The organism is Novacetimonas cocois (assembly GCF_003311635.1).
Classification (GTDB): Bacteria; Pseudomonadota; Alphaproteobacteria; order Acetobacterales; family Acetobacteraceae; genus Novacetimonas; species Novacetimonas cocois.
Genome location: NZ_QEXL01000002.1, coordinates 62625 through 80558, shown reverse-complemented (window position 1 = coordinate 80558; position 17934 = coordinate 62625). Strand labels below are relative to the sequence as shown.

Here is a 17934-nt window from a genome sequence, read left to right as displayed (position 1 = left end):
CTGTTTTTTAAACCGTCGCTTACAGGTCGTTATCAGTCAGGGCGCGGTCATATACGCGATAACGCTTGTAAGGCTGTGGCGCGATCCGTTCGATCAGGCGGCGGATCGGCAGGTTGCTCTCCAGCACCCAGCCAAGCTCCACCGTGCGGTAGGGCAGCACGCGCCCGCGCTTCATCAGTTCGGTAATGGCCAGCGCGGGCATGATCGCGCCCAGCGCCGTTCCCTCCAGCCGGGAACTGACGCCCAGCAGGATGACGCGCGCGGAATGGAATTCATGCCGGAGCAGCCGCTTGCCCAGCTTCAGCCAGCCCAGCGGGGTGGGGGCGCCGCCCAGATCGCTGGAGATGTCATACACGTTGGGCACTACCAGGGCGAAGGCCACCGGCTGCTCGTCCTGTTCGATCAGGACATAATGTTCGGGGCGAAGCAGGGGACGAAGCTCGCTGATCATGCCGTCCACCTCCTCGCGCGTCAGCGGGAGGGAGCCCCAGTTGTTGCGCCATGCGTCGTTATAGAGCTGGCGCAGGATCTCCCCTTCCTCATGCAGGCGGCTCATGTCTAGCCCGCGCGTCCTGATGCTGCCAAGGCGGCCTTCGCCCATCTTCAGGCTGGCGGGGACAAGGTGCGCCTCTTCCGCGTCGGGGCCGGTAAAGATGCGATAGGCCAGCAGGTCTTCCTGCCCGACCATGCCACAGGCTTCCATCATGCCCGGCAGCCAGTGGGGATGCCACGGCATGGCGACCATCGGCAGTTCATGCTGACCTTCGATCATCATGCCGAATTCGCCGTTGCTGTTCGGCGTCTGGGGGCCGCGCATGACTTTCATGCCCCGTTCCCGCAGCCATGTCGCCGCGGCATCCAGCAGGGCGGAAACCACCCCCAGATCGTCCACCGCGTCGAGCGCGCCGAAAAAGCCGACATCCTCCTTGATATGGGCGATGGCGATCGGGTCGATCTGTGCGGAAATGCGCCCCACGGCCTCCCCATTGCGCATGGCGAGGAAATATTGCGCCTGCCCCCGGCGGAAGAACGGATTGCGGCTTGGCAGCAGCAGGTCGCGCTGCACCATGTCCAGCGGCGCGACATAGCCCGGCAGGCCCGCATACAGCAGGCGGGGTAACTGGATGAAGGTGGTCATCTGACGAAAACCGGAAACGGGAATAATGACAAGTTGGTCGGCTTCGTTCATGACCTGTCCGCAGCTTCCTGACTGTGCTGGCGTTACCGTTGCCGCGCCGGGGGCATGACGTGGCGGGAATGTCAGCGAGTGGTGTAGAAGGTTGAATAACCCGTTCGTTGTGCTGATGGCACAAAATGGTGGTGGAAAGGAAGACAGACAATGGAAGTACGGCCCGGCCAGAACACGAACGGGACCCCCGCCTGGGCGCTGATTACCGGCGCGTCGGGTGGAATTGGCGCGGAACTGGCGCGGCTTTATGCCTACAGGGGCTGGAATCTGCTGCTGTGGGGCCGTGATGAGGGCCGTCTTGAGGCCGTGGCGCGTGATTGCCGACGTTGCGGCGCGGATGTCCGGATACGCGCGCTTGATCTGCAGGACGGACATGCCGCAATTGCATCCTATCGGGAAGACGATGCCCGCACGCCCATCGACCTCGCCATCCTCGCGGCGGGTCTGGGCGACATGAAGACGGCTGATGACGCGACCGAAAAGGCAGAGACGGTCCTGGAACTCGGGCTGGTGAACTATGCCACGCCGTCGGCCATGGCGGCTGCCGCGGCGGAGGCGATGGTGCGGCGCAGGCGCGGGCATATCGTGCTGGTGGGGTCGGTGGCGGCCTTTCACGCCATCCCGTTCGCCGCAGCCTATTCCGGGTCCAAGGCCGGGCTGAAGCGTTTCGCGGAATCACTGCACATGGCGCTTTCCCCCCACGGGGTGGGGGTTACGCTGGTGTCGCCCGGGTTTGTCGATACCGCGATGAGCCGTCGCGTCGTGGGGTTCAAGCCCTTCCTGCAAAGCGCGCCCTCGGCCGCGCGGCAGATCGCGCGCGCCGTGGAACGCAACAGGGCGCACGTGGTCTTTCCCTTCCTGTTCTCGATCCTGCGGCTGGTGGACGTGATCGTGCCGTGGCCGCTTAAACGGTGGATCCTTTCGCGGCTGAAGGCCGGTCAGGTCCCGCGTGGGGAGATGACACAGGACGGACAGAAAAAATAATATTCGTGCGCGACAGGTCCGGATTTGACGGATTTACGTGACTTCAGTCAATGTCATGCCCCTGTTTCCGGCCATAGTTGCGTCAGATAACAAAATTCATTTTAGAGGGTCTGATTTGACGGGGATGGGACAACCGGCGTTCCATGGAGCCTGCCGCCCAATAGACTACCCCCGGAAGAAGATTGCCTGCTGACTGCGGAGAATGATCGCACATGAAAGAAATCGTAGCCGTCGATATTGGGGGCACGCACGCGCGTTTCGCGCTGGCACGCGTGGAAAATGGGCGCGTTGTCAGCATGGGAGAGGCAACGACCCTGAAATGCGCCGAGCATGCCAGCCTGCAGCTTGCGTGGGAGGCGTTTGGCCGTTCGGTGGGCAAGCCGTTGCCGCGCGCGGCAGGCATTGCGGTCGCGTGTCCCATAAAGGGCGAAATCCTGAAACTGACGAATAATCCGTGGATCATCCAGCCAGCCCAGCTCGGGGCGAAGCTGGACATTGACGAGCATGTGCTGGTCAACGATTTCGGCGCCGTCGCCCATGCCGTGGCGCAGGTGGGGGAAGAAAGCCTCCAGCATATCTGCGGCCCGGACACGCCGCTTCCCAAGGAAGGGATCATCACCATCGTCGGTCCGGGCACTGGACTGGGCTCGGCCTATGTCGTGCGGCACAAGAATGGGTATTTCGTGTGCGAGACGGAGGGCGGGCATATCGATTTCTCCCCGCTGGACCAGCTGGAAGACCGCATCCTGCAACTGCTGCGGCTGCGGTATCGTCGCGTGTCGGTGGAACGCGTGGTCTCCGGCCCCGGACTTGGCAATCTGTACGAGGCGATCGCGGAAATCGGCAACCTTCCGGTCCGCACCCGCGATGACAAGACCCTGTGGACGATGGCGCTGGACGGAAGCGACCATGTCGCCGCCGCTGCCCTGGAACGTTTCTGCCTGTCGCTGGGAACGGTGGCGGGCGATCTGGCACTGGCGCAGGGGGGCGGCAGCGTGGTGATTGCCGGTGGCCTTGGCCTGCGTCTGGCGAAGCATCTGGGCGTATCGGGCTTTGCCGAGCGGTTCGTAGCCAAGGGCCGTTTCGAAAGCCTGATGGCGGCGATGCCGGTCAAGCTGATTACCTATCCGCAGCCCGGCCTGCTGGGGGCTGCCGCCGCCTTTGCCGAGGCCTATCGTTAAAAACCTGTTTGAAAACAGGAAATAACGAAAGCTTCTGGGTGTCGTCTTTTTTAAAAGGCGACGTCTTCTGAAGCTTTTTATAAAAAGCTTCACCAAAAAACTTTTATAATTTCAGGGTGTTACCTAGCCTTCCTTTTCAAGCAGCCTTTAGGAAGGCGCATCTTCCGCATCCTTGAGCACTGCCTGAGCAGGCGAGGGGAGAACGCAGGTAACATCCATATTCCCGGCCTGAACGGAGCGCCTGTGCCGCAAAATGCGGGGCAGGCGTTTTTTTATGCCAGTTTCCAGATGGATGTAAAAATATTATCGCACACTACATAATTGGGATTGGACGAAAGCATGCCAGATACACGGACTGGCATCCGGCAGGGCAACCATCTGATGATCCGCAGGGTTGAGTGGTCACGGGGAACGAGGGCTGGCGTCCGGCCGGCCTCTGGTCGTGTAAACTCTTGTGGCCTATGGAGAAGGAAAGCGGTACCGGCCCGGTGACATGCGCGGCGGGTATTGAAACGATATGGAAAACATGACGCGAAAGCGGATGGAGAATCCCCGATGAATCTCAAGCCCATTCTCGATGCCTATTCCGCGCTGTCGGCGCAGATGGACCAGAGTTCCAGCGGCGTGCTGAATGTCGCCAATCTTCTGAAGGAAGGCGTGCACAACAAGGATCCGCAGGCAATGGCCTGCATGAAGCTGGTTCAGGACATCGCCGCCTCGCACGAGGCGGAGCATCAGAAGCTTGCCGCCTTCTGGCGTGAGCTGAGCACGGCCATTCCGACCTTGCCGAAATATCCCGAAGATGGGGTCAATGGCGTGGCCGTGGAACAGGCGCAGTCCCCGCGTCTGGGGCTGAAATCATTTTTTGATGGATTGATGGACGGGTTCGATCCGAAACCCTGATCGGTCAGCCATCCGGCCCGTGGCCCATATAGGCCGGACAGGCACGGATGGCATGCCCCGCCGGGCAGCGCCGTTCAGGGGCTGTTTGAAAAAGCAGTCCCAATAACATCATGAAATTATAAAAGTTTTTGGTGAAGCTTTTTATAAAAAACTTCGAAAGATGTCGCCCTTTTTAAAAGAGGCGACACCCAGAACCTGCTGTTGTCAGGCCGGCCCTCAGGGCGAGGCCAGACGTTCGCGGAACAGCTTGCGGATTTTGGCGATCTTGGGCGGGATGACCGCATTGCAGAAGGGATTGCCCGGATTCTTGGCGAAATAATCCTGATGATAGGTTTCCGCCGGATAGAAATGTTCCAGTGGCACGATCTGCGTGACAATGGGATCGGGCCATGTCCTGGCCGCGGTCAGTTCGTCGCACACCTGTCGGGCAATCCGCGCCTGTTCATCGTCGAGCGTGAAAATGGCTGATCGGTACTGGGTGCCGACATCATTGCCCTGCCGGTTGAGGGTCGTGGGATCATGCAGGACGAAAAACATCCCCAGAAGATCGCGATAGGACAGGATGTCCGGATCAAACTCGATCCGCACGACTTCCGCATGTCCCGTCCGGCCGGTGCAGACCTCTTCATAGGTGGGATCGGGAACATGTCCCCCCGCATAGCCGGGTTCGAGCGAGATGATGCCGCGTATTTCGCGAAGCGGGGCTTCGATGCACCAGAAGCATCCCCCCGCCAGAACGGCCACTTCCGTCTTTTGCTGCGTCATGGGAGTTCCCGTTTTTTCATGATTTGCGAATGGCTGCGCCGCGTCCTTCCATCAGGATGCAAAAGCGGCGCAGCGGTGAGCCTGACTGTCAGGAAATGCGCGCCAGCGCGGCATCCAGCCGCACGCGTTCCGCACGGAACGCGGCAAGGCGCTCGCGGTTTTCCTCCACCACTTCGGGTTTTGCGCGGGCCACGAAATCGGCGTTGGCCAGCTTGCGCTCGACCTTGGCGATCTCGCCATCCACCTTGCCACATTCCTTTTCAAGGCGCTGGCGTTCCTGCGACAGGTCGATGATGCCCGCCAGCGGCAGGATCAGCGTGGCTTCGTCAACCACCAGCTGGGCCGCGCCCTCCGGCATTTCGCCCTCAAGGGGACGGACTTCGGACACGCGGGCCATGCGTCCGATGGCCTCCGCCCATTTTTGGGCACGCGCAACGGTCTGTGCCGAGGCATCGCGCAACAGCACCGGGGCCAGACGCGATGGCGGCACGTTCATTTCGGCGCGCACGGTGCGGATTTCCGTAATGAAACGGATCAGCCATTCCATCTCCGCCCCGGCCTGCTGCGCGTCGGACACAGTGTCGGGGGCGGGCCACGCCGCCTGCATCAGGCTGCCACGCGCGCCATAGCCGAAGCGATGCCACAGCTCATCGGTCATGAACGGCATGACCGGTTGCAGCAGGCGCAGGATCAGGCCCAGCACATGGGCCGTAACCGCGCGGATTTCGGCCGCTTCGCCTGTTTTGTCGTCCGCGTTGAGAACCGGCTTGGCGAATTCCAGGAACCAGTCGCAAAAACAGTTCCAGACAAAGCGGTAGCAGGTCGCGGCATATTCGTCGAAGCGGAAGGCCTCCAGCGCCGCCGTGGCGTCCTCCACCGCGCGTCCCGCCTCCGCCAGCAACCAGCGGCCCAGCGGTGATTTCACGCTCGCGGGGTCAAAGCCACTGACCGGGGCGACCTGGTTCATTTCGCAAAAGCGCGCGGCATTCCACAGTTTCGTGGTGAAGGAACGGTATTCCTCCACCTTCCTGCGGCCCAGCTTCACATCGCGACCCAGCCCCGTCAGCGCGCAGATCGTGAACCGCATGGCATCCGCGCCATAGGTATCGATCATCTCCAGCGGGTCGATGCCGTTGCCCTTGCTCTTGGACATTTTCTGTCCGCGTTCGTCGCGCACCAGCCCGTGGATGAACACCTTGCGGAACGGCACGTCCTTCATGAAATGCAGGCCCATCATCATCATCCGCGCAACCCAGAAGAAGATGATGTCAAACCCCGTGACCAGCACGTCCGTCGGGTAATACCGCGCCAGTTCAGGCGTCTGCTGCGGCCAGCCAAGGGTGGAGAACGGCCACAGGGCGGAGGAGAACCACGTGTCCAGCACGTCGTCATCGCGGGTCAGGACCTCGTCACGGCCATAATGGTCGCGGGCCTGTCCAATGGCCTCCGCCTCGTCATGGGCGACGAACACGTGGCCATCGGGGCCATACCATGCGGGGATGCGGTGTCCCCACCAGAGCTGGCGGCTGATGCACCAGGGCTGGATATCGCGCATCCATGCGAAGAAGGTGTTTTCCCACTGGCGGGGCACGAACTCGACCCGCCCCGTCTCCACCGCCTCGATCGCGGGGGCGGCAAGGGTCTTGGCGTCGCAGTACCATTGCGTGGTCAGGCGGGGTTCGACCACCGCGCCGCTGCGTTCCGCATGGGGCACCTGATTGGTGTGCGCCTCGATCTTTTCCAGCCATCCCAGGCGTTCAAGCTCGGCCACGATGGCCTTGCGCGCCTCATCGCGCGGCATGCCCTGCAGGGTGCGGACAAAGGCGGGGTCGGAAATGCCGTCCTGTGCCTGCAGTTCGTCGGCGATTTCCTCCAGCGTGATGCAGGCATCGGCGTCCAGAACGCTCGGCATCGCAAGGTCATGGCGACGTCCGACCTCGAAATCGTTGAAGTCGTGCGCGGGGGTGATCTTGACCGCGCCGCTGCCTTTTTCCGGGTCGGAATGTTCGTCCGCGATGATGCGGATGCGCCGCCCCGTCAGCGGCAGGACAACCGACTGTCCCACCAGATCGGCATAGCGTTCGTCGTCCGGGTGCACGGCGACCGCCATGTCGCCCAGCATGGTTTCGGGGCGCGTGGTCGCCACCGTGATGGTGCGCTCCGTCTGTCCGTCGATCGGATAGCGGATGTACCACAGGTTGCCCCGCATCTCGCGATTATCGACTTCCAGATCCGAAATGGCGGAACGGAAGGTCGGGTCCCAGTTGACCAGGCGCCTGTCGCGATAGATCAGCCCTTCGCGGTACAGGGTGACGAACACTTCGCGCACGGCTTCCGACAGGCCGTCATCCATCGTGAAACGCTCACGCGGCCAGTCGAGGGAGGCGCCAAGCCTGCGCAGCTGCGTGGTGATGCCACCGCCTGACTGCGCCTTCCATTCCCATACGCGCTTTTCAAAGGCCTCGCGCCCCAGCGTCTGCCGCGACGTGCCTTCCTTCTGCAGCATCCGTTCGACCACCAACTGCGTGGCGATGCCCGCATGGTCGGTGCCCGGCTGCCACAGCACGTCGCGTCCCTGCATGCGGCGCCAGCGGATCAGGGTGTCCTGCAACGTCATTGTCAGGGCGTGGCCGACATGCAGCGTGCCCGTGACATTGGGCGGCGGGATCATGATGGTATAGGGACGGTGCGGACTGTTGGGATCTGCGGCAAACGCTCCGCATCCCTCCCACAATGCGTAAAGGGAGGTTTCTGTCTCGCCGGGGGAGAAAGACTTATCAAGCATTGCTAAAAACCAGATCCACCTAAATCAGACGCGCGACGGGACAACATGTCCGCCCGTGGCAGATATACCCCAATCCGTGGCGAAAGAAACGCCGCAAGATTCCCTCATGTCCCGCGACACGTCCGCGGCCATGCGGAAAATCCGGTTGGTCAGGCGGTCATCAGCGTCCCGGTTCCCGCAGGGCATAATCGCTGATGCCCCACAGGCGGTCATGCACGGCCTTGTAATAGGCCTTCTCGTTATAGAGTGGCACGTCGAGGTTGAGGTCGCGCGCGGTCAGCCGTCCGATGGCCGCGACCTCCTGATACGAAGCCTGCACGAGGCTGCCGAGGCTCATGACCAGCGCGACCTGTGCCTGAAGCAGGGTTTCCTGCTGCTGCAGCACCGCAAGCGTCGTGCCGGTCCCGACGATGGCCTGTCGCTCCACCCCGGCAAGGGCGGTGATGTTCGCGGAAATCGCCTCGCGGTTGCTGGTGATGGCGGCGCGGTTGGCAAGGATGCGCTGCCAGCTTGCCTCCGCCAGCTGGATGGCGCTGCGGCGCTGGACCTCGACCGCGCGGTGGGCCTCCGCGACCTGCTGCTTGGCCGCGCGGACGGCAGCGTACTCGCTTCCCCCCTGATAGATGGGGATGGAAGCGGAGACGAGCGCCGCCTTGTTGTCATAAAGGGAGCGGCCCTCGTTCTGGTTGATGTCATGCATGTAGGTGGCCTGCGCGTTGATGGAGGGCAGCAGCGCGGCGAAGGCCACGCCGACCGCATCCTTGCGCGCGGCCTCGTCAAACAGGGCGGCGATGACAGAGGGATTGTTTTCGGTCGCGCGGACCGTTGCATCCTGTTCGGACGTGACGGGCAGCACCAGCGGCTGTGGCGGTTCGAGGTTGTCCGGCGCATCGGCGCCGACGACCTGCAGGTAGGTCGCGCGTGCCGCCGCCAGCGTGCCTTCGGCCTGCTGGCGCGTGGCGCGTGCTGCGTTCAGCGCGGCTTCGGCCTGTGCCACATCGGTATGGGTGATTTCACCCCCACGGGCACGCAGCTGGGTGGCGCGCAGCTGTTCTTGGTACAATTTCTCGTTATTGATGTCGATGTGCAGGATCTGCTCGTCCTCGATCACGCCGACATAGGCGTTGACGACATCGGTGAAGACCTGCTGTTCCGTCGCGATCAGGCGCGCGCGTTCGGCCATCACGTCATGAACGGCGCGATGGGTGGAGGCGGTCGTGCGCCCGCCGGTATAGATGGGCTCGCTGATCGTGACGCCCGCGCCATAGCCGGGCTGGTCATAACGGCGGGTATATCCGCCGTTCCCGCCCTGCGCGGCCATCGTCATGTTGCCGGTATAATAGCTCATGTCGGCGGTGCCGGTAATGGTCGGCCGCCAGCCGCCAAGTGCCGTGGGCACCTGTTCGTCCGTCGCGCGCAGGGTGGCGCGTTCCCTGCGCAGGACCGGATTGGTCAGATAGGCGCTGGCCAGGGCTTCCTGCAGGGTGCGCGGAACCTGGACAGGGGAGGATTCCGCCGGAATGTGTGTCACTGGCGCGCGTGCCAGTGCGGTTCCCCCATACAGAATGGCGGCAAATCCAATGCCAACGATCCCGCGTCCCGTCATGCGATCATCCCCTGCGCCCGGCCTGATGCAGGCATGTCCGCCTGCGGGGCGGACACTAGCGTCAGGAGGTTGCGGTCAGGTTAATCGGACGCAGGGGACGCCGCCGGTACGCTGTCGCGATATCCGTGCGGGACGACTGAATGCTAGGCGACTGAATCGAAGGAGAAGGTCGGAGCCGGGGCCAGTTCGGGCAGCAGGGGAACACTGGCGTCGAACACCGCGCGCGTGGCGCCCGCGCCCTCCGCCGTGGGCTGCACGATGCAGACCGAGGCCACGCTGTCGGCAGGCCAGATGGGTGCCACGATGCGACCGTCGGGCGCGCATTGTGACAGCAGGGCAGGGGGGATCGCACGCACTGCGCCGTCAATCAGGATCAGGTCATATGGCGCATTGTCCGGCACGCCCGCGGCCAGCGGCCCGATATGCCACGACACGTCGGGGGCGAACGTCCGGCACAGCGCCTGCCCTATGGCGGCGAGCGTCCTGTCCGATTCCAGCGCGTCGATCTGCAGCCCTTCTTCCATCCGCGAGGCCAGTGCCGGGAGATAGCCGGTCCCCGCCCCCACGATCAGCACCCGCTCGCCCTGGCGGGGGGCGGCCACCTGCAGCATGCGCGCGACCACGCGGGGTTCGGTCAGGACGCGCCCGTCAGGCAGCGGCAGCGACTGGTCCGCGTAAGCGAATTCACGCAAGGACTCCGGCACGGCGAGTTCGCGCGGGACGTGGCGCATCGCCGTTATGATGCGCGGATCGTTGACCTGCGCCGGCCGGATCTGCGCATCGACCATGCGCTGGCGTGCCGCCTCGTAATCAAGGGGGGGATATTCGATAACTGGCTGCTTCATGACCTTCCCTTCCATCGGCCCCGTGAACGGGGTGGCGATCCGTGCATCGCGGCGGGTGCGTAATTTTTATTTCCCCGCAGATCCTGTTCTATTCCCGCTTTTCATGTCTGCCTAGCAGGTGGGCCGCACACAACGGCTTGACCTGCGGCATGATTAAGAGGATATAGCCCTTGTCCCGGTCAGGTCCGGTGGCAGAATGGTGATGCAGCGGACTGCAAATCCGTGAATGTGGGTTCGATTCCCGCCCGGACCTCCAGACAATTACTTCAGGTAATCAGTCTTGTCGTAGCACCGGGAATTTCTTCAAATTCATCCCGCTGCATGCTTTTCGCATAAAAAATCCATGCAGGTCCGGATATGGGAAATTGCAATGGCGCATCCGCATTGCGGATCGTCCGTCATGTAATGCCGCAATGGGGCGGATGCCCGGTCATGGTGCTGACGAAGATAGTGTCAGGAAACAGTTCTTGCGGGACATGCAGGCACGATGGGGATTCGTGAACGCCTGAACGGGTTTGGCGGAGGGGATGGGAATCGAACTGATGGGGCGGATCGACCGTCAGAAGGAAAACGATATTCACTGTAATTAACGGTAAATATTTCTTTTTCCAAGATGCAAGTATCCGATTCCTGCTTTATGTTCGCTATTCGGCCTGCCGTTACTTGTGGGAAACTGTTTCAGGTATCGTTCGCCAAAAGTCGGATATGCATATTATCAAAGACGTTTCATGAACCGGCAGGAATCGTGGCGGCATCAGACCGTTCCATTGGCCCTGTCGCGGTCATCAAGGAAAAGCTGGTCCGCCTCTTCATCGAAATCGAACAGTTCGGCATACCGTGCCCAGCCGATCAGGGTCTGCAGCGTCTGTTTCGCATAATCGGGCGACATGCTGTCTTCCAGTTCATCGCGGAAACGTTCGGCGCTGGCGCGGTGGTTGGGGCGTTCATCCAGGACGGAGCGGATGCTGCGCACCATCGGAATGTTATGCAGCAGGCTGTGCGACAGGATCTGCTTGCGTTCGTCATGCTCGCTCTGGACAAAGCGCATGCCTTCGGGCGTCAGCAGGATATCCCCGTCCTCCAGTTCCGCGAAGCCCAGAAGCTGTAGCGATTCACCCAGCGGGAACAGGTCATCAAGCTCCAGCTGCAGCCTGCTGGCCAGCAGCGGAAGGTCGGCGCGCCCATCCAGCGGGTCGGCCGCAAGCGTTTCCATCATGCCAACCATGGTATTGATCGCAAGGCGCGGCAGGGCGATGGCCTCGATCGGGGGACTTGTCCCCTGCGCGCCCGTATCGGTCAGGTCTGCTTCGGAAACGACGGGCGCGCGCCGCGTCATCAGGGCATAGATGCGATCGACGAACTGCCGGAAGGCCGCATCCTCCCGGTTGCGGGGATGGTCGAAAGGCACGCTCAGCTCATGAGCCACGCGGCCGGGATTGGACGAGAAGATCAGGATGCGGTCGCACATCAGGACCGCTTCCTCGATATTGTGCGTCACCAGCAGGATCGACTTGATCGGCAGCTTGCGTTCCGACCACAGCTCCACCAGGTCGGTGCGCAGGTTTTCCGCCGTCAGCACATCCAGCGCCGAAAACGGTTCATCCATCAGCAGCAGGTCGGGATGCACCACCAGCGCGCGCGCCAGCCCAACGCGCTGGCGCATGCCGCCCGACAGTTCCTTGGGATAGGCATTTTCGTAACCACCCAGCCCGATCAGGTCGATGGCCCGTTCCGCCAGCTCCTCACGCTCCGCCGCGGGGACGCCCTTGGCTTCCAGCCCCAGTTCGACATTTTTCTGGACCGTCAGCCACGGAAACAGGGCGAATGACTGGAACACCATCGCGACACCCGCGGCCGGTCCGGTCAGCTTCTTGCCCTTCCAGATCACTTCGCCCGATGTCGGCGTCAGCAGCCCCGCGATGATCCGCAGCAGGGTGGATTTTCCAGATCCGGAGCGCCCCAGCAGCCCCACGATTTCGCCAGATCGCAGGGTCAGGTTGACGTTGTCCAGCACGACAAGATCGGTAGCACTTTCCTTGTGATAGGCCTGCTTGCAGTCGATGATCCGGACCAGTGTTTCGCTCTGCGGGGCCGGAGTCGGGGTTGGTGCGGGGGCTGCGGAAGGCGAAGGCATCGTATGCTTTCAGTTGAAGGTGAAATGACGCGCGGCGTAATTGGCCAGCGGACGCCAGACCATGCGGTTGAACAGCAGGACGAACAGGGACATCACGACCATGCCAAGCCCGACACGGTCCGTCGCGCCGTCAATCGTGGCCTGTGCGATATAGGCCCCCAGTCCCTGCGCGCGCAGGGTGGTGGAACCCCAGCTTGCCATCTCCGTGGCGATGGCGGCGTTCCATGCCCCGCCCGACGCGGTGATCGCGCCGGTAATGAAGAACGGCACGATACCCGGCAGCATGACGCGCATCCACCACAGCATGCCCCGCACCTGGAAATTGCGCGCGGCCTCCAGCAGGTCGGTGGGATAGGAAGAGGCGCCGGCCACGATATTGAACAGGATATACCACTGCGTTCCCAGCAGCATGAGCGGCGTCAGCCAGATATTGCTGTTGAGGTGGAAGCGCACGATGAACAGCACGAACAGCGGAAAGAACAGGTTGGCGGGAAAGGCGGCCATGAACTGCGCCACGAACTGCGCGCGTCGCGCCCGGCGCGCATCCAGCCCCAGCCAGATCCCCACCGGCACCCATATCAGCGACGCCACCAGCAGTGTCACCAGCACCCGCACCAGCGTCAGGCCGCCCAGGCCCGCGACATGCAGCACCTGCGTCACGGTGAAATGTGCTGCGGCATAGACCGCCACCTTTTCGCCGGCGATGACGACACACAGCCCGAGGCAGGCCCACCATGCGATATCGATCACGCGGCCCGAAATATGCGATGGCCCGATGTCGGAGGGCGCGCGCCCGATACGCAGCCAGCCGATGGAGGTCAGCGCATGGCCAAGCGCGTCGCTGACCCGCCGCAGCACCGACGTGCGCCGCAGCAGCGCAAGGACCCACGGGTCGGGCGCGGCCTCGCCCTGCGTGTCTTCCACGCTGAAACGCGCCGACCATGCGACAAGGGGGCGGAAAAGCAGCTGGTCATAAGCCAGGATGACGATCAGCATGGTCACGATCGCATACCCGATCGCCAGCAGGTCGCGATGCGCGATCGCGGTGCCGACATACGAACCGATTCCCGGCAGCGCGATATCCGTGCTGCCCACCGTGATCGTTTCGGAATAGACAACCATGAACCATCCGCCGGACATGGAAATCATCGCGTTCCACACCAGCGAAGGGATGGCGAAAGGCACCTCCAGCCGCCAGAACCGCTGCCACGCCGTCAGGCCGAAACAGCGGGCCGCTTCCTCCAGGTCGGCGGGCACGGTGCGCAGCGACTGGTACATGCTGAAGGCCATGTTCCATGCCTGGCTGGTGAAGATCGTAAAGATCGCCGCCAGTTCCGCCCCCATCATCTGGCCGGGGAAAAGCCCGAGGAAGAAGACGACGGTAAATGTCAGGAACCCGAGGATGGGCACCGACTGCAGGATGTCGAGGACCGGGATCAGGAGCTGTCCCGCCCGCCGGCTTTTCGCCGCCCACACGGCATAGGTGAAGGTAAAGACCAGCGACGCCAGCAGGGCCGCGAACATCCGGAACGTCGTGCGCAGGGCATATCCCGGCAGCCATGACGGGTCGAGGTGGATCGTCTGCGCGGTGGCGGGGGACAGCGGCACCAGCATGTGCCGCCCCACCGTCGCCATCGCCACGGCAAGCCCCATCAGGATGACAAGCCCCACCAGGTCGAACATGTTGGGACGGACCCGCAGGCTGTGGGCGGTAAGGGTCGGTTCGATCACCCTGTCGTCCCCGTGCTGCCGAACCCGCCTGCGCCACGCGCCGTGTCGTCAAGGGTATCGCATTCCTGCCAGACGCCGCGCACGACTGGGGCCAGCACGCCCTGTGCGATGCGCATGCCCCGTTCGACCACGAAATGATCCGTGCCGGTATTGAGCATGATGATGCCGATTTCCCCGCGATAATCCTCGTCAATGGTGCCGGGCGAATTGGGCAGCATTATGCCATGTTTCAGCGCAAGGCCGGAACGCGGCCGGATCTGCAGCTCGTACCCGGCGGGCAGCGCGATGCACAGGCCGGTCGGGATCAGCGCGCGCCCACCCGCCCATATCGTGACCGGGTCTGTCACCGCCGCGACCAGATCCATCCCCGCAGCCCCCTGCGTCGCATAGGCAGGAAGCGGCAGTCCCGCCGCATGCGCGAGGCGACGGATGCGGATGGGCAGGGAAGGCTGGCTCATGCAGGGGCTCCGTGATGGGAAGGGGCTATTTCTGTTACAATCTTATGCACCAGTCCGCGCGCGACCGCATCCTTCGATGTGCGGGGCCAGTGTTCCATGCCTGTGGCCGTGATCAGCGTGACCTCGTTTTCGTGGCCGCCCATGATGCCGGTTTCCGCCCGCACGTCGTTGGCAACGATCCAGTCGCAGCCCTTGCGCAGGCGCTTGGCCGCCGCGTTGTCCCGCACGTCGTCGGTTTCGGCGGCAAAGCCGATCACCAGCCGCGGACGTGCCGGGCCGGGGCGCGACAGGTGGGCAAGGATGTCGGGATTGGGCACCAGTGTCAGGCCTGGCGGTGGCGCGTCGGGGGATTTCTTGATCTTGCGCGTGCCCGGCCGCGCCACGCGCCAGTCCGCCACGGCGGCGGCGCAGATGGCCACGTCGCAGGGCAGCGCGGCCTCGCACGCGGCCAGCATCTCCTCCGCCGTTTCCACGCGATGAAGCGTCACGCCGGGTGGCGGGGGGAGGTCTGTCGGCCCGCTGACCAGCGTGACCTGCGCGCCCATGGCCGCCAGCGCCCCGGCAATCGCATATCCCTGCCGTCCGGAGGAACGATTGGCGAGATAGCGCACCGGGTCGATGGGTTCATGCGTCGGCCCCGCCGTGACCAGCGCGCGCACCCCATGCAGCGGCAGGCTCGTCGCCGGGCGCAGGGCAGCCATGACGGCCTCCGCAATGGTGGGGGGTTCGCTCATCCGGCCCGGCCCGGTTTCATGGCAGGCCATGACGCCTTCTTCCGGGCCGACAAAGGTGACGCCGCGCGCGGACAGCGTCGCGACATTGGCGCGGGTGGCGGGATGCAGCCACATACGCACGTTCATTGCGGGCACGGCCATGACGGGCGTGTCGGTCGCCAGCAGCACGGTGGTCGCCAGATCGTCGGCCATGCCACTGGCCATGCGGGCCAGGATGTCGGCCGTGGCGGGACAGACAACGATCAGGTCGCTGGCGCGCGACAGGGCGATATGCCCCATTTCGTGTTCGTCGGTCAGGGAAAACAGGTCTTCGGAAACCCGCTCGCCCGTCAGCGCCTGAAGGGTGAGGGGGGTGACAAATTGCGCGCCCGCGCGGGTCAGGATGGTGCGGACCTGCACCCCACGTTCCACAAGGCGCCGGATCAGCTCCGGCACCTTGAATGCCGCGATCCCGCCGCAGATCACCAGCAGGACGGACGGGCGCGCGCCTTTCATCAGATGCGCCAGCCCGAATGGATGGCGGCAATCCCGCCGGACAGGTTCTGGTAGGAGACACGCTCCAGCCCCGCTTCGCGCATCATGTCCGCCAGCGTTTCCTGATCGGGGAACATGCGGATGCTTTCGGCCAGGTACTGATAGCTTTCGCGGTCCCCGGCGATGGCAGCCCCCATGCGGGGCAGCACCTGAAACGACCAGGCGTCATAGATGGGCGACAGGGCCGCGACCTGCACGCGGGAGAATTCGAGGCACAGGAAACGCCCCCCCGGCCGCAGCACGCGCCGTGCCTCACGCAGGACCTGCAGCTTGTCCGTGCAGTTGCGCAGGCCGAACGCGATGGAGACGCGATCGACGGAACAGTCGGCGATGGGAATGGCCTCGGCATCGACCGCCACGAAATTGAGGCCGGAGACAAGCCCGCGTGACAGCGCGCGGTCACGTCCGACCGCCAGCATGCTGACATTGATGTCCGACAGGATGGCGGGACCGCCCCCGCCACGCAGCCAGCCGAAGGAAATATCGCCCGTTCCCCCCGCAAGGTCGAGCAGGCGCAGGTCGGGATGGGGACCGAGTTCGGTGACGAAAATCTTTTTCCATGCCCGGTGAATGCCAAGCGACATCACGTCATTCATGATGTCGTACTTGCCTGCGACGCTGTCGAACACCTCACGCACCATGGATTTCTTTTCCGTGACGGGAACGTGACGGAAGCCGAAATCGGTCGTGCCGGAGGGATGTCCGCTCGGCGTGGGGCCATCGGACGGGGAAGGGGCGGATGGGGTATGGTGGCTATTGTCGCTCATGATCGGGAGATATAACCTTATAACCTGCCATGCCGGAACTCCCTGAAGTAGAAACTGTGATGCGCGGGATGCGATTGCATCTCGAAGGTCACAAGATTGCAACTGCCACGACCGGGCGCGAGGGACTGCGCCGCCCTTTCCCGCCGGGCCTGGGCGACTCGCTGCGTGGGCGCGTGATCACGCGGTTCGGGCGGCGGGGGAAATACATTCTCGTCGATCTTGACGACGCGCGGACGCTGCTGGTGCATCTGGGGATGTCGGGGCGGGTCGTGCTGGGTTCCGACATCTCGGTGCCGGCGGCACGGCATGAACACCTGCTGATCCTGACGCATCAGGGCGCGCGATGCGGGCTGGTGGATCCGCGCCGTTTCGGGATCGTGGACCTTGTGCCCACGGAGACGGTGGACGCCCACCCGCTGCTGGCGCGCATGGGGCCGGAGCCGCTGGGCAACGGGTTCGATGCCGAAGGGCTGGCGCGCGCGGCGGCGGGACGGCGCACCCCGATCAAGTCGCTGCTGCTGGATCAGCGGGTTGTTGCGGGACTGGGCAACATATATGTCTCCGAAGCGCTGTTCCGCGCGGGCATCCATCCCGCCCGCATGGCCGCCAGCCTGGACGCGGCGCAGTGCGGGGCGCTGGTGGGCAGCATCCGCGACGTCCTGACAGAGGCGATCGCCGCTGGCGGGTCGAGTCTGCGTGATTACGTGAAACCCGATGGGGAGCTGGGCTATTTCCAGCATGCGTGGCGTGTCTATGGCCGGGCGGGGGAGGGATGTCCCGAATGTCCCGGCCCGCCGGCATGCGATGGCGTCATGCGGATCACGCAGGCGGGACGGTCCTCTTTTTTCTGTCCCATGCGCCAGGAAGTCGGGGCAGAGGCCGAAGACTTGTCTTGACGAATGGGGAAAGGGTGGACTAGACCGCGATCCTGATATCTGGATGTCCGCAACTATCGGGTGGCGGACCGCCGTAACCTGATTTTTTGCTGAACTGAGAACGATGGCCAATACCGCATCAGCGCGCAAGCGCATCCGTCAGACCGAGCGCCGTAACGCGCGCAACACCGCCCGCATCTCCCGCGTGCGCACCTTCGTCAAGAAGGTCGAGACCGCGATCGAGGCCGGCAAGAAGGAAGACGCCACCGTCGCCCTGCGCGCGGCACAGCCCGAACTGCAGCGCGCCGTGGGCAAGGGCGTCATGCACGCCAACACGGTGGCGCGTCGCATCTCGCGCCTGTCCGCGCGTATCAAGGCGCTGGCCGCTGCCTGATCCATTTAATGGATAAATAAGCGTGCGCGTGGAATAAATAATTCCGCGT

General features: G+C 63.5%; 15 protein-coding genes and 1 tRNA gene. 6 read left to right on the top strand and 10 right to left on the bottom strand.

Annotation, left to right across the window (positions count from 1 at the left end; all coding sequences use genetic code 11):
• Positions 1-19 precede the first annotated feature (19 nt).
• Entirely contained in the window at positions 20-1189 is a 1170-nt protein-coding gene (locus NJLHNGOC_RS02055) for a hypothetical protein (protein WP_113594877.1), read from the bottom strand.
• A gap of 150 nt (positions 1190-1339) precedes the next feature.
• On the opposite strand from NJLHNGOC_RS02055, the gene NJLHNGOC_RS02050 reads away from it, so the two are divergent.
• From NJLHNGOC_RS02050 to NJLHNGOC_RS02040, 3 genes are all read left to right on the top strand, one after another.
• On the top strand, positions 1340-2173 hold the full coding sequence (locus NJLHNGOC_RS02050; protein ID WP_113594876.1) for an SDR family NAD(P)-dependent oxidoreductase: 834 nt from the start codon (positions 1340-1342) through the stop codon (positions 2171-2173).
• Between the two features lie 212 nt (positions 2174-2385).
• Entirely contained in the window at positions 2386-3354 is a 969-nt protein-coding gene (gene glk / locus NJLHNGOC_RS02045; protein WP_110527253.1) for a glucokinase, read from the top strand.
• A gap of 555 nt (positions 3355-3909) precedes the next feature.
• Positions 3910-4257, top strand: coding sequence for a hypothetical protein (locus tag NJLHNGOC_RS02040; protein WP_113594875.1), 348 nt, complete (start codon positions 3910-3912; stop codon positions 4255-4257).
• Between the two features lie 216 nt (positions 4258-4473).
• Here NJLHNGOC_RS02040 and msrA read toward each other — a convergent pair whose 3' ends face one another.
• The 4 genes from msrA to NJLHNGOC_RS02020 all read right to left on the bottom strand — a co-directional run bounded on the left by msrA (position 4474) and on the right by NJLHNGOC_RS02020 (position 10258).
• Positions 4474-5022, bottom strand: a complete 549-nt coding sequence (gene msrA / locus NJLHNGOC_RS02035; RefSeq protein WP_113594874.1) for a peptide-methionine (S)-S-oxide reductase MsrA — start codon at positions 5020-5022, stop codon at positions 4474-4476.
• Positions 5023-5110: 88 nt separating this feature from the next.
• Positions 5111-7807: a valine--tRNA ligase gene (locus NJLHNGOC_RS02030; RefSeq protein ID WP_113594873.1), complete on the bottom strand. Its 2697-nt coding sequence runs from the start codon at positions 7805-7807 to the stop codon at positions 5111-5113.
• A 160-nt stretch (positions 7808-7967) separates the two neighbouring features.
• Positions 7968-9413, bottom strand: a complete 1446-nt coding sequence (locus NJLHNGOC_RS02025; RefSeq protein WP_113594872.1) for a TolC family outer membrane protein — start codon at positions 9411-9413, stop codon at positions 7968-7970.
• Between the two features lie 143 nt (positions 9414-9556).
• Positions 9557-10258, bottom strand: coding sequence for a protein-L-isoaspartate O-methyltransferase family protein (locus tag NJLHNGOC_RS02020; RefSeq protein WP_239021267.1), 702 nt, complete (start codon positions 10256-10258; stop codon positions 9557-9559).
• 182 nt (positions 10259-10440) lie between these two features.
• Here NJLHNGOC_RS02020 and NJLHNGOC_RS02015 point away from each other — a divergent pair.
• Positions 10441-10514, top strand: a tRNA-Cys gene (locus tag NJLHNGOC_RS02015).
• A 498-nt stretch (positions 10515-11012) separates the two neighbouring features.
• On the opposite strand, the gene NJLHNGOC_RS02010 is transcribed toward NJLHNGOC_RS02015, so the two are convergent.
• The 5 genes from NJLHNGOC_RS02010 to NJLHNGOC_RS01990 are packed head-to-tail and all read right to left on the bottom strand — an operon-like array spanning position 11013 to position 16616.
• Complete coding sequence (locus NJLHNGOC_RS02010; RefSeq protein WP_113594870.1) at positions 11013-12392, bottom strand: ABC transporter ATP-binding protein; 1380 nt, start codon at positions 12390-12392, stop codon at positions 11013-11015.
• Between the two features lie 9 nt (positions 12393-12401).
• Positions 12402-14075: an ABC transporter permease gene (locus tag NJLHNGOC_RS02005; RefSeq protein WP_113595017.1), complete on the bottom strand. Its 1674-nt coding sequence runs from the start codon at positions 14073-14075 to the stop codon at positions 12402-12404.
• 44 nt (positions 14076-14119) lie between these two features.
• Positions 14120-14581 (bottom strand): dUTP diphosphatase, encoded by a 462-nt coding sequence (gene dut, locus NJLHNGOC_RS02000; protein ID WP_110527272.1) that lies wholly within the window; start codon positions 14579-14581, stop codon positions 14120-14122.
• The gene (gene coaBC / locus NJLHNGOC_RS01995) at positions 14578-15810 is read right to left on the bottom strand and encodes a bifunctional phosphopantothenoylcysteine decarboxylase/phosphopantothenate--cysteine ligase CoaBC (RefSeq protein ID WP_206059685.1); all 1233 of its coding nucleotides are present in this window, start codon (positions 15808-15810) and stop codon (positions 14578-14580) included. The genes dut and coaBC overlap by 4 nt, the downstream gene beginning before the upstream one ends.
• Positions 15810-16616, bottom strand: coding sequence for a class I SAM-dependent methyltransferase (locus tag NJLHNGOC_RS01990; protein WP_113594868.1), 807 nt, complete (start codon positions 16614-16616; stop codon positions 15810-15812). The genes coaBC and NJLHNGOC_RS01990 overlap by 1 nt, the downstream gene beginning before the upstream one ends.
• 29 nt (positions 16617-16645) lie before the next feature.
• Between NJLHNGOC_RS01990 and mutM the strand changes: the two genes are divergently transcribed.
• On the top strand, positions 16646-17512 hold the full coding sequence (gene mutM / locus NJLHNGOC_RS01985) for a bifunctional DNA-formamidopyrimidine glycosylase/DNA-(apurinic or apyrimidinic site) lyase (RefSeq protein ID WP_113594867.1): 867 nt from the start codon (positions 16646-16648) through the stop codon (positions 17510-17512).
• Positions 17513-17615: 103 nt separating this feature from the next.
• Positions 17616-17885, top strand: coding sequence for a 30S ribosomal protein S20 (gene rpsT, locus NJLHNGOC_RS01980; RefSeq protein WP_110527280.1), 270 nt, complete (start codon positions 17616-17618; stop codon positions 17883-17885).
• Positions 17886-17934 lie beyond the last annotated feature (49 nt).